The organism is Mesorhizobium sanjuanii, from assembly GCF_002529485.1.
GTDB classification, from domain to species: Bacteria; Pseudomonadota; Alphaproteobacteria; order Rhizobiales; family Rhizobiaceae; genus Mesorhizobium; species Mesorhizobium sanjuanii.
In genome coordinates this window covers 1-11,938 of record NZ_NWQG01000269.1, presented here as the reverse complement: position 1 = coordinate 11,938, position 11,938 = coordinate 1, and the positions used below count along the sequence as shown (strand labels likewise).

Here is an 11,938-nt window from a genome sequence, read left to right as displayed (position 1 = left end):
ATCTACGAGATCCGCGTCTCGGTGGTGCCCTGAGGATCGGACCCAAAAGTGGGAACCGGTTTTGGGAAAATTCGATGCTTAAAATAGACATCTAGCTATCGAGCAGCGCCTGCAGCGTCTCGATGCGGTCGGCCTCGGCCGCCGGCTTGTCCCAGCGCAGCCGTGATATACGCGGGAAGCGCATGGCGACGCCCGATTTGTGCCGCGTCGAGCGGTTGAGCCCTTCGAACGCCACCTCCAGCACCAGGCCTTGTCTGCGATCGGCCCGCACCGAGCGGACCGGGCCGAAACGCTCGACCGTGTTGTCCCTGACATATTTGTCGATCTGCTTCAGCTCTTCGTCGGTGAAGCCGAAATAGGCTTTGCCGACCGGCACCAGCTCTTCAGCGCCTTCGGGGCCGGACCAGACGCCGAACGTATAATCGGAATAGAAGCTCGAACGCTTGCCATGGCCGCGCTGGGCATACATCAGCACCGCGTCGACCGTATGCGGATCGCGCTTCCACTTGAACCACGGGCCTTTCGGCCGTCCTGCGAGATAGGGTGAATCCCAGCGCTTCAGCATGACGCCCTCGATGATCGGGTGCGGCGGCGCGCTGCGCAATTCCTCGAGTGCCGTCCAGTCGGCGAACTCGACCAGCGGTGACAGGTCGAAGCGGCTCGGACCGAGTGTTCCCACGAAGGCTTCGAGGCGGCCGCGCCGCTCGCGAAACGACAGCGCGCGCAAATCCTCGTCGCCGATCTGCAGGACGTCATAGCAGCGCATGAACGCCGGAAATTGCTGCTGTATCTTCGCTGACACGCTCTTGCGGTTCAGCCGCTGCTGCAGATCTGAAAACGTGCCGGTCGCCTGGGGATCGCCGACCAGCAGTTCGCCGTCGAGCGCGGCTGAAAAATCCATGGCTTCGGCAAGGTCGGGGAAGGCGCCGGAGACATCGTCGCCGGTGCGCGAATAGAGCCGGCGAACGCCACCTTCGCAAACCGCCTGGACGCGGATGCCATCCCATTTCCACTCGGCCGCATAGTCGGCCGGATTGAGCTTTTCGAGATCGCCGTCGCCGACAGCATTGGACAGCATCACCGGCCTGAACAGCGCCAGTGCGGTCTTCTCGGGTCTTTCGGCCTTGCCTTCCAGCCAGGCGAAGAGGCCGGCATAGGGCGGCGTCAGACCGTGCCAGAGCTCCTCGATCTCGGCGACGTCGACTTGGCCCAGGTCGGCCAGCGCCTGCTTGGCCAGCCGCGCCGAGACGCCGATGCGCAGGCCACCGGTCACCAGCTTGATGATGGCAAAGCGCGCCGAAATGCTCGCGCTGTCCAGCAGCTTCGCCAGCACCTTCGGTCCGTCGGAACGGCTCGCCGCTTGCAATTTTGCCACAACCTCGGCGAGCGTCGGCGAATGGTTCGGCATGTCTCCGGGCGGCTGCGGCCAGACCAGCGATACGGTTTCGGCGAGGTCCCCGACATAGTCGTAGGAATAGCCGAACAGCACCGGGTCCATGCGCTCGACGACCAGCGTGCGCAGCATGGCCGGCTTGACCGCGGCGATCGAAAGGTCGCCAGTGATCGCGGCCAGCGCCAGCCCGCGATCCGGATCCTCGACGCCGCGGAAATAATCGGTCAAAAGCGTTAGCTTGCCATTGCGCGACGGCGTCAGCACCAGGCGGTCGAGGAGTTCGGCGAAGCGGTTCAACTCAATCGCCCTCGTCCTCATAGCCGACCAGATGCAGCGGTCGTGCGGCAATGCCTTCGAGTTCGCACCAGCGCACCAGGGCCTCCTCGCGCCCATGCGTCACCCAGATCTCCTCGGCGCCGGTCTCCTTGATCGTAGCAATCAGCTCGTCCCAGTCGGCATGATCGGAGATGATCAGCGGCAGCTCGACGCCGCCCTGCTTGGCGCGCTGGCGGATGCGCATCCAGCCGGAGGCAAAGCACGAGATCGGATCGGGAAAGCGCCGCGCCCAGCGGTCGGCGAAGGCCGAGGGCGGGCCGACAACGATGGCCCCGGTGAAATCTTGCCTGGCGCCGCTTTCGACGGTTGCCGGCTCCAGCGTGCCGAGGTCGATGCCTTGGCTCTGGTAATACTCGCTGAGCCTGGCCAGCGCGCCATGGATGTAGATCGGCCTGTCGTAACCGGCATCGCGCAGCAGTCGCATCACCCGCTGCGCCTTGCCGAGCGCATAGGCGCCGACCAGATGCGATCGTTCGGGAAACTGCGCCGCCGATTTCAGCAGCCGGGCAATCTCTTCGCTATCGGGCGGATGGCGGAACACCGGCAGGCCGAAAGTCGCCTCGGTGATGAACACATCGCATTGGACCGGTTCGAACGGCTCGCAGGTGGCGTCCTTCTGGCGTTTGTAGTCGCCGGAAGCGACGATGCGCCTGCCCTGATGCTCGACGGCGATCTGCGCCGAGCCGAGCACATGGCCTGCCGGGTGAAAGGTGACGGTGACCCCGTTCAGCGCGATCGTCTCGCCAAGGGTTGCCGCTTGCGTCGTCCCGGCGAATCCTTCGCCATAGCGCAACCCCATGATGTCGAGCGTCTGCCTTGTGGCCAGCACGGAACGGTGGCCGGAACGGGCATGATCGGAATGGCCATGCGTGATCAGCGCCCGGTCGACCGGCCGCACCGGGTCGATGAAGAAATCGCCGGGCGGACAATAGAGGCCTTCGGGCCGGGGGTGAAGCAGGTCGCTGGCGCGCATTTTTCCAAGATAGTTGCTAATTCCGCCGCGGGAAGCCTGTTGCAAGAGACTGCTGACTCCAGCATACACGCCTGCCGGCTTCATCTGCTGGCGGAACAACCGTCCATGAAACCGCACCAGACCTCTTCCGCCGATCCCGGTGTAATGTCTGCTGCGAAAAAGCCCGATTCGCATGTCCGGATTATCTGGGGAATCGACACGGAGCACGCCCATGCGCTGGAACTTGGTGGTCTTGGCATCTTGCCTGGCAATGGCCGGCTGCGCCGGCTCTTCGCTGGCCGAACGGCAGGATGAAAACGTCGAGTCCTCCCTCCAATTCGACAGCGTGCCTTGCGACCAATTGCTGGCGCAACGAAACGCCTTGGCGCAGCAATATCACCTTTCGCAGGACGCCAAGCCCACCTTCCAGAATTCGGGGGTAGGCTTCGGCCCGTTCACGCCCGATGTCCGTTCCAAGACCCGGCGCGATGCCGAACAGGCCAGCGGCCGGATCGACGCCATGAACCGGTCGATCACCCGCCGCGAATGCGGCAAGCCGGCCAAGCAGAACAAATTCGCCTTGCCTGGCTAATATCCCGCCTTGCGATCCACCAGATTGTCGAGCGTCTCGCCACGCTCGAACGCCGCCATCTGCCGCAGCATGATCGGCACCAGATGCACGGGATCGGAGGTCGCGGCCGCATGCGGCGTGACGAACACCTTCGGGTGGCTCCACAGCGGACTGGTCTTGGGCAGCGGTTCGACCTCGAACACGTCGAGGCTCGCTTCCTTCAGCGTGCCGTCCTCCAGCGCGCGCAGGATGTCGGCGTCCTTCTGCAGCCGGCCGCGCCCGGCATTGATCAGCACCGAGCCGCCAAGGCCGTTGCGCTTGCGCAGCTCCTTCAGCACACCATGGTTGATCATGCCTTGCGTCTGCGGGGTGAGCGGCAACAGCACCACCAGAATGTCGGTGGCATTGAGGAAAGGGATCAATCCGGCCTCGCCCGAATAGGTCGAGACGCCTTCCATCGGCCGGTCGCTGCGCGACCAGCCGTTGACCGCAAAGCCGAGCGACTTGAGCGCCGACGCCGCCGCGCGACCGAGATTGCCGAGCCCCATGATGCCGACGGAGATGTCGCCGGCCAGCCGCTGCGGCGGCTCGTGCCAGATCTTCTTGGGCTGCTGCGAGCGGTAGAGCATGCCCTGGCGGTGGTGGTCGAGTACCCGCCACACGACATATTCGGTCATGTGCTGGGTAAGGTTGTCGGCGACGATCTTCACGATCGGCACATCGGGCAAGGTGGGGTCGGCGAAGATGTGGTCGACGCCGGCGCCGATGGAAAAGATGGCGCGCAGATTGGGCAGCGACGACAGAAGGTTCGGCCGCTGCTTCCACACCACCGCATAGGTGATCGAGGGGTCGCTGGCGCCTTCCGGCTCAAGCACGACTTCGCGCTCCGCCGACAGCAGCTCTTGCCAGCGCCGTGGATGGATACCGGTAAGGGCAAGCAGGATACGGCCTTTTTCCATTCGCGGAGTATTCTTCCCTGTTGTTCGAGCCTTTTGCAGCCTACTCGCTGACGATGCCGACCGGCGCCGTCTCGATCTTGAAGGCGGCAGAGATCAGCGCCCGAGTATAGTCGGTTTGCGGGTTTCCAAAAATCTGTTCGGAAGGACCGGCCTCGACGATCCTGCCATTGCGCATGACGATGACGTCGTTGGCAAGGGCGCGGATGACCTTCAGATCGTGGCTGATAAACAGATAGGCGAGATCGTGCTTGGCCTGCAGGCTGCGCAGGAGGTCGACGACCTGCGCCTGTACGCTCATGTCGAGCGCCGAGGTCGGTTCGTCCAGCATGACGAAGCGCGGGTTGAGCACCATGGCGCGCGCAATGGCCACGCGCTGCCGCTGGCCGCCGGAGAATTCGTGCGGATAGCGATTGCGCGTGGCGGGGTCGAGCCCGACCTCCTTCAGCACATCGACGATGCGCTTGTCGCGCTGATCGGGCGACAGTTTCGGCTCATGGATCTTCAGCCCTTCCTCGATGATCTCGGAGATCGACATGCGCGGGCTGAGCGAGCCGAACGGATCCTGGAAGACGATCTGCAACTCGCGCCGGAGCGGCCGCATGTCGTTGAAGGTCAGCTTGTTGATGTCGCGTCCGTTGAACTGGATGCTCCCGGTCGACGAGATCATCCTGGCCAGCGCCAGGCCGAGCGTCGTCTTGCCCGAACCGGATTCGCCGACGACGCCGAGCGTCTGCCCGGCGCGCACTGTGACGTCGATGCCGTCGACCGCCTTCACATTGTCGACGGTGCGCCGGAAAAAGCCTCGTTTGATCGGAAACCAGACCTTTATGTCCTTGCCCGTCATCACAGGCTTGGCGGCATTGTTGGCGGCCGGCGGCTTGCCCTTCGGTTCGGCGGCAAGCAAATGCCTGGTGTAAGCGTGCTGCGGATTGGCGAAAATGTCCTTGGTCGGACCGGTCTCGACGATCTTGCCCTTGGTCATCACGCAGACCCGATCGGCGATCTTCCTGACGATACCGAGATCGTGCGTGATGAACAGCATCGACATGTTCTTGCGGCTCTTCAGGTCCGCCAGCAGTTCGAGGATCTGCGCCTGCACGGTCACGTCGAGCGCCGTCGTCGGCTCATCGGCGATCAGAAGCTCGGGCTCGTTGGCCAGCGCCATGGCGATCATGACACGCTGGCGCTGGCCACCGGAAAGCTGGTGCGGATAGGCGTCGAGCCGTTTCTCCGGCTCGCGGATGCCGACTTCGTTCAACAGTTCCAGCGTGCGCGCCTTGGCCTGGCGGTCGCCCAGCCCCTGATGCAGCTTCAGCACCTCGACGACCTGCTGCTCGATCGAGTGCAGCGGATTGAGCGAGGTCATCGGCTCCTGGAAGATCATGGTGATGTTGTTGCCGCGCACGCGGCGCAGTTCCTTCTCGTTGGTGGCGAGCAGGTCGGCGCCCTGGAACAGGATCTGCCCCGACGGATGGCTGGCTGTCGGATAGGGAAGCAGCTTCAATACCGACAGCGCCGAGACCGACTTGCCGGACCCGGATTCGCCAACCAGCGCCACCGTCTCGCCCTTGGCGATGTCGAAGGAGATATGGTCGACGGCCATCGACTGGTGGCCTTCCTGCACGAAGGCCACGCTGAGATCCCTGACGGAAAGGAGAGGGGCTTCGCTCATCTGAACGTCTTGCGCGGATCGAAGGCGTCGCGGGTCGCCTCGCCGACGAAGACCAGCAGCGACAGCATCAGCGAGATGACGACGAAGCCGGAAATGCCCAGCCACGGCGCGTTGAGGTTGCGTTGCGCCTGTTTCAGGAGCTCGCCGAGCGAGGCCGAACCGGGCGGCAGCCCGAAGCCGAGATAGTCGAGCGAGGTCAGCGTCGAGATCGAGCCTGAGAGCAGGAACGGCAGGAAGGTCAGCGTCGCCACCATGGCATTGGGCAACAAATGCCGGAACATGATGGTGCGGTTCGGCACGCCCAGCGCGCGGGCCGCGTTGACATATTCGAAATTGCGGGCGCGCAGGAATTCAGCCCGCACCACGCCGACCAGCGCCACCCAGGAAAACAGCAGCATCAGCCCGAGCAGGATGAAGAAACCGGGCGGCAGGATGGCCGCGATGATCAGCAGGAGATAGAGCACCGGTATCGCCGACCAGATCTCGATGAAGCGCTGGAACAGAAGGTCGGTCCAGCCGCCGAAATAGCCTTGCAATGCGCCGGCCGACACGCCGATCAGCCCCGAGCCGGCGGTAAGGATCAGCCCAAATAGCACCGAGACCCTGAACCCGTAGATGACCCGCGCCAGCACGTCGCGCGCCTGGTCGTCGGTGCCCAGCCAGTTCCAGTTGCCCACGATGCAATTGGGATCGGCGTCGCCTTGCGGATACTGGTTGCAAAGGGTCTTCTTGTCATAGAGCCAGGACGGCTTGGTCGGCGCCGCCTCCGGAATGGCGTTGTTGACGGTCTGGTAGGAGTAGCGGATTGGCGGCCAGATCGTCCAGCCATGGGCATCGATCTCGTCCTGGATGACCGGGTCGCGATAATCGGTGACCGCGTAGAAGCCGCCGAACTTCTCCTCGGGGTAGGCGACCAGAACCGGAAACAGGATATCGCCCTTGTAGAAGGCGACCAGCGGCTTGTCGTTGGCGATCAGCTCGGAAAACAGCGACAGCACGAACAGCACGAGGAATATCCACAACGACCAGTAGCCGCGCCGGTTCGCCTTGAAATTCTGCCAGCGGCGCTGGTTGAGCGGCGACAGCCGGGGGCGTGCTGCCAGCTCCGGCGTTGCCGCGGCCGTGCCTTTCGCCGTCGACATCAGACGTCTCTCCGCTCGAAGTCGATGCGCGGATCGACCCAGGTATAGATCAGGTCGGACAAGAGCCCGACAAACAGGCCGAGAAGCGAGAAGATGTAGAGGTTGGCGAACACCACCGGGTAGTCCCTCTCGACCACGGATCTGAAGCCGAGCAGGCCAAGGCCGTCGAGCGAGAAGATGTTCTCGATCAGCAGCGAACCGGTGAAGAAGGCCGAGATGAAGGCACCGGGAAAGCCGGCGATGACGATCAGCATGGCGTTGCGAAAGACATGGCCGTAGAGCACGCGCCGCTCCGACAGGCCCTTGGCGCGCGCCGTCACCACATATTGCTTGCGGATCTCTTCGAGGAACGAATTCTTGGTCAGCAGCGTCGTCGTGGCGAAGGCCGACAGCACCAGCGCCGTCAGCGGCAGGGTCATGTGCCAGAAATAGTCGAGGATCTTGTCCGGCCACGACAATTGGTCCCAATTGTCCGAGACGATGCCGCGCAATGGGAACCAGTCCCAGAACGAGCCGCCGGCAAACAGCACCATCAACAGGATGCCGAACAGGAAACCGGGGATGGCATAGCCGACGATGACGACGCCGCTGGTCCAGACGTCGAAGGCCGAGCCGTCCTTGACCGCCTTGCGGATACCGAGTGGGATCGAGATCAGGTAGGACAAAAGCGTGATCCACAGACCGATCGATATGGATACCGGCATCTTTTCCAGGATCAGGTCGAGCACCGAAATATCGCGGAAATAGCTGTTGCCGAAATCGAACCTTATATAGTTCCACAACATCAGGCCGAAGCGCTCGAGTGGCGGCTTGTCGAAGCCGAACTGCTTTTCCAGCTTGGCGATGAATTCGGGATCGAGCCCTTGGGCGCCGCGGTATTTCGAACCGACATCGCCGGCCACGTCGAAATTGCTGCCGCCCGCGTCGCCGCCACCGCCGCCCAGGCGATCACTGCCGCCCTGGTTGGTCAGCCTGGCGATGACCTGCTCCACCGGTCCACCCGGCGCAAACTGGATGACGGCGAAGGATATCGCCATGATGCCGAACAGGGTCGGGATCATCAGCAGGATGCGGCGCAGTATATAGGCGCCCATCAGGCTTTCTGCCCAGCGTCAGCGGGAATGTCAGGCTTTGCCAATTTTCGCCGCCTTGTCCTTGTCGAACCACCACAGCGCTTCCATCGCGAAGCCGTAGTCGGGTTTCGTTTCGTTGAAACCAAACATGTCCCAGAAGGCCACGCGGTGATTCGCCGAATACCAACTAGGAATCCAGTCCATGCGCGCACGCAAGACCCGATCGAGCGAACGCAGCACTGTCGTCAGTTCCTGACGGTTTTTGACGCGGTCTATCGCCTCGACAAGCATGTCGATCGCCGGGTCAGCCGTGCCGGACAGATTGCGCGATCCTTGCAGGTTGGCCGAGCGTGAGTGGAAGATACCGTCCATTCCCTCCCGTGTTGGCGTCGGCGAGAACAGCACCGCCATCGCTATCATGTCGAAATCGAAGCTGGCCTGCCTGGCCTGATGCTGCGCCGACTCGACCAGGCGGATCGAGGCGTCGAAGCCGATGGCCTTCAAATTCTCCGCCCATGGCCCATAGATGCGCACCAGACCTTCGTCGTCAGCGAGGATTTCCAACCTGAAAGTTTCGCCGGCGGCATTCTGGAAAAATTGGCCGGACCGTTTCCATCCCGCGTCAGCCATCAGCTTTTGCGATTCGCGCAGCAATTTCCGGTCACGGCCGCTGCCGTCGGATGGTGGGAGAACATAGGCTTCGCCGAAGACTTCAGGCGCAAGTTTGTCGCGAAGCGGTTCCAGCAGCGTCAGTTCGTCAGGAGACGGTACGCCGGTGGCTTTGAACTCCGATCGTTCGAAATAGGATTGCGAACGGTTATAGAGGCCGTAGAACAGCGATTTGTTGGTCCATTCGAAATCGAAGCACAACGCAATGGCGCGGCGCACGCGCATGTCCCGAAACCGCTCGCGCCGCTGGTTCATGGCCGTCGCGTACATTAACGGGCGTTTTTCGGAAGGAAACTCGCGTTTGACCACCTTGCCCGCGGTGAGCGCCGGAAAATCGTAGCCGGTAGCCCATACGCGCGACGTTGCCTCTTCGCGGAAATGGACTTCGCCCTTCTTGAACGCCTCGAAAGCCGCCTGACGGTCGCCATAGAACTCTATGCGCAGTTTGTCGAAATGGAACTGGCCTTTATTGACCGGCAGGTCGCGGCCCCAATAGTCCACGACGCGCTCGAACTCGATTGTCTGTCCCGGACGCACCAACCCGACCTTGTAAGGACCGGATCCAAGCGGCGCCTTCATGCGGGAGCTGTCAAACGGGGCGATCGCGAAATATGCCTTGGAGAGGATCGGGAACGTTGCGACATCCAGGATGGTGCGTTCCGATTGCTTGCCTGAAAAGGTCAACCTCAGCGTTCCAGTATCGGCGGCGACGGCTTGGGTCATCTCACGCAGCGGCAGCGAGAGATCGGGATGGCCCTGATCCTTGAAAAGGGTGAACGTATATGCGGCATCCTCTGCGGTCAGCGGCGAGCCGTCATGCCAGCGCGCCTGCGGGCGCAGGGCGAATTCGAACATGTTGCGGTCCGCCGAGATCGTCACGCTTTCAGCCAGCAGTCCATAGATCGAATCCGGCTCGTCCTGTGCGCTGGTCATGAGCGAATCGAAACACATTTCCATGCGCGGCGGGGCGTCACCCCTGGGCACAAAGCTGTTCAGCGTGTTGAAGGTGTAAGGGTTCTGGTTGAACACCCACTGCGATGGGCCGAAATTGAAGATGCCGCCCTTGGGCGCGTCGACATTCACATAGTCGAAATGCGGGAAGTCAGCGGGATATTTAAGATCGCCGAAAGCCGACAGGCCGTGCAGTTTTACGCCGGTCGGGATGGAGGCGAATGCTCGGTCGGGCAACAGCATTGACGCCGCCGCGGCGGTGCCAAGCGCCAGGAAATCGCGGCGCGGAAGCAAGCTCTGCCGCCCCATCAATTGAGGCCCTTGTATTTGGCGGCCAGCGCCTTTTCCTTCCCGGGGTCAATCCACCAGGAATCGATATCGGGCCCGACATAGGTCGGCTGCTTGTCCGGTATTCCGAATTTGTTCCAATAGGCCAGCCGCACGTCGGGTCGTGTGAATTGCGGTACTGCGTAGAAATTCCAAAGCAGCACGCGGTCGAGCGCGCGGGTGGCGGCTATAAGATCGTCACGGTCGGAGGCGAAGATGACACGGTTGACCAGCGCGTCGACGACGGGATCCTTGATGCCGGCATAGTTACGGGAGCCGGGCGAATCTGCGGCCTTGGACGACCAGAAGTCACGCTGCTCGTTGCCGGGCGAATCCGATTGCGGCAGCACGACCGTCGTCATGTCGTAGTCGAAATTGTTGACGCGGTTGATATACTGGCTGCTGTCGACGAAGCGCAGCGTGGCGACGATGCCGATCTTGCGCAGCATGGTCACATAAGGATTGAGGGTTGCCTCGGCGCCCTGGCGGAAATCGAGAATCTCGAAGGCAAAGGGCTGGCCCGTCTTGGCGTTGACCATCTTGCCATCCTTGATCACCCAGCCCGCTTGCGCGAACAGGTCGACGGCCGATTTCAGGATCTTGCGTTCCGCCTGGGGACTGTCGAACGCTGGAATCTTGAACTCCTCGGTGAAAAGCTCCGGTGGCAGCTTGTCCTTGTATTGGTTGAGAATTTCCAGTTCTTTGCCTTGAGGTAACCCGTTTGAGGCGAGGCCTTCGCTGCCGATAAAATAGCTGGTGATCCGCGTATTGAGGCCGAAAGACTGAGTGCGGTTGATCGTGTCGAAATCGTAAAGATAAGACAGTGCCTGGCGCAAATGCCTATCCTGGAACAGTGGCCGCCGGGTGTTCATGGCAAAGCCTTGGAATTTGGCCAGCGATGCTGCCTTGAACTGTTTCTTGATGACGTCGCCGGCCTTGATTGCCGGGAAATCGTATTTCGTCATCCAGTTGCGGCCGCTGTTTTCGACATTGATGTCTTCCAGGCCACCCTTGATGAAAGCGAACCACGCGGCGTTGTCGTCGAGGAAATAGACGTAGCGTTTCGTGTCGAAGTTTTCGCGGCCGATCTTCACCGGCAGCTTCGCTCCCCAATAATCGGGCACGCGTTCCCAGACGATCTCGGCTCCAGGCTTGAAACTCTTCACCTTGTAAGCAGCGGAACCCAGCGGGATTTCGAGGGTTGGTTTGGTAACGTCGCGCTTGTTGCCCTTGGCATCGGTACCTTCCCACCAATGCTTGGGCAACACGACAAGATCGCCCATGATCTTCGGCAGTTCGCGGTTTCCCTTCTGGTCGAAGCGGAATTCCACCTCGCGATCATTGACCGCCACCGCTTCGGTGACATTCGCGAAATAGCGATTATACATCGGGCTGTTGGTCTTCAGCACGTTGAATGACCAGATCACGTCATCAACAGTGATTGGTTTGCCATCATGCCATTTGGCACGCGCGTCGAGACGATAGGTGGCGGAAGAGTAGTCGGCCGGATATTTGTAGGCGTCGGCGATCAACGAATGGCTGACGCTCCCTTCATCGGTGGCCTGTTCCATCAGCGTTTCGTACAGAAGGCCGCCGCCGAATGGGGCGAAACCCTCCGCCGGTGAACCTTGCACAATATAGGGATTGAAGCTGTCGTAGGTGCCGATGACCGTAGAATTCAGAGTTCCGCCCTTCGGCGCATCCGGGTTCACGTAATCGTAACGCTGGAAGTTCTCGCCATATTTCGATTCGCCGAGAAGCGACGACGTCGTGCGCCACTCATCGGCGAAACCGGCCTGCAGGCTGGCGGCGAAGGCGAGCGCGAACGCCGATGCGAAAAGCGTGCGGTAGCGGCCAACCTTCATGCGTTCTCCTCATCGCGAGCCCCAGAAC

At 61.7% G+C, this 11,938-nt stretch carries 9 protein-coding genes; 1 reads left to right on the top strand and 8 read right to left on the bottom strand.

From position 1 onward, the window contains the following. Nucleotides 1–91 precede the first annotated feature (91 nt). On the bottom strand, nucleotides 92–1,690 hold the full coding sequence (locus CN311_RS30390; RefSeq protein ID WP_097577280.1) for a cisplatin damage response ATP-dependent DNA ligase: 1,599 nt from the start codon (nucleotides 1,688–1,690) through the stop codon (nucleotides 92–94). 1 nt (nucleotide 1,691) lies between these two features. After that, entirely contained in the window at nucleotides 1,692–2,702 is a 1,011-nt protein-coding gene (locus CN311_RS30385) for a ligase-associated DNA damage response exonuclease (protein WP_097577279.1), read from the bottom strand. A gap of 211 nt (nucleotides 2,703–2,913) precedes the next feature. On the opposite strand from CN311_RS30385, the gene CN311_RS30380 reads away from it, so the two are divergent. Further along, a complete protein-coding gene (locus tag CN311_RS30380) occupies nucleotides 2,914–3,273 on the top strand; it encodes a hypothetical protein (protein WP_097577278.1) in 360 nt (119 codons plus the stop codon). On the opposite strand, the gene CN311_RS30375 is transcribed toward CN311_RS30380, so the two are convergent. Genes CN311_RS30375 through CN311_RS30350 form a run of 6 tightly spaced genes read right to left on the bottom strand, consistent with a single transcriptional unit; the run spans nucleotide 3,270 to nucleotide 11,910 of the window. Continuing rightward, entirely contained in the window at nucleotides 3,270–4,211 is a 942-nt protein-coding gene (locus CN311_RS30375; RefSeq protein WP_097577277.1) for a 2-hydroxyacid dehydrogenase, read from the bottom strand. The genes CN311_RS30380 and CN311_RS30375 overlap by 4 nt on opposite strands. 40 nt (nucleotides 4,212–4,251) lie before the next feature. Next, nucleotides 4,252–5,883 (bottom strand): ABC transporter ATP-binding protein, encoded by a 1,632-nt coding sequence (locus CN311_RS30370; RefSeq protein WP_097577276.1) that lies wholly within the window; start codon nucleotides 5,881–5,883, stop codon nucleotides 4,252–4,254. After that, nucleotides 5,880–7,025: an ABC transporter permease gene (locus CN311_RS30365; protein ID WP_097577275.1), complete on the bottom strand. Its 1,146-nt coding sequence runs from the start codon at nucleotides 7,023–7,025 to the stop codon at nucleotides 5,880–5,882. Before CN311_RS30365 ends, CN311_RS30370 begins: the two co-directional genes overlap by 4 nt. Further along, entirely contained in the window at nucleotides 7,025–8,119 is a 1,095-nt protein-coding gene (locus tag CN311_RS30360) for a microcin C ABC transporter permease YejB (RefSeq protein WP_097577274.1), read from the bottom strand. The genes CN311_RS30365 and CN311_RS30360 overlap by 1 nt, the downstream gene beginning before the upstream one ends. Nucleotides 8,120–8,149: 30 nt before the next feature. Then, nucleotides 8,150–10,027 (bottom strand): extracellular solute-binding protein, encoded by a 1,878-nt coding sequence (locus tag CN311_RS30355; RefSeq protein ID WP_097577273.1) that lies wholly within the window; start codon nucleotides 10,025–10,027, stop codon nucleotides 8,150–8,152. After that, nucleotides 10,027–11,910, bottom strand: a complete 1,884-nt coding sequence (locus tag CN311_RS30350) for an extracellular solute-binding protein (protein WP_097577272.1) — start codon at nucleotides 11,908–11,910, stop codon at nucleotides 10,027–10,029. The genes CN311_RS30355 and CN311_RS30350 overlap by 1 nt, the downstream gene beginning before the upstream one ends. Nucleotides 11,911–11,938 lie beyond the last annotated feature (28 nt).

Coding starts and splice junctions, on each gene's coding strand:
- CN311_RS30385 (WP_097577279.1), bottom strand. CDS start 2,702: ATGCGCGCCAGCGACCTGCTTCACCCCCGGCCCGAAGGCCTCTATTGT.
- CN311_RS30380 (WP_097577278.1), top strand. CDS start 2,914: ATGCGCTGGAACTTGGTGGTCTTGGCATCTTGCCTGGCAATGGCCGGC.
- CN311_RS30375 (WP_097577277.1), bottom strand. CDS start 4,211: ATGGAAAAAGGCCGTATCCTGCTTGCCCTTACCGGTATCCATCCACGG.
- CN311_RS30370 (WP_097577276.1), bottom strand. CDS start 5,883: ATGAGCGAAGCCCCTCTCCTTTCCGTCAGGGATCTCAGCGTGGCCTTC.
- CN311_RS30365 (WP_097577275.1), bottom strand. CDS start 7,025: ATGTCGACGGCGAAAGGCACGGCCGCGGCAACGCCGGAGCTGGCAGCA.
- CN311_RS30360 (WP_097577274.1), bottom strand. CDS start 8,119: ATGGGCGCCTATATACTGCGCCGCATCCTGCTGATGATCCCGACCCTG.
- CN311_RS30355 (WP_097577273.1), bottom strand. CDS start 10,027: ATGGGGCGGCAGAGCTTGCTTCCGCGCCGCGATTTCCTGGCGCTTGGC.
- CN311_RS30350 (WP_097577272.1), bottom strand. CDS start 11,910: ATGAAGGTTGGCCGCTACCGCACGCTTTTCGCATCGGCGTTCGCGCTC.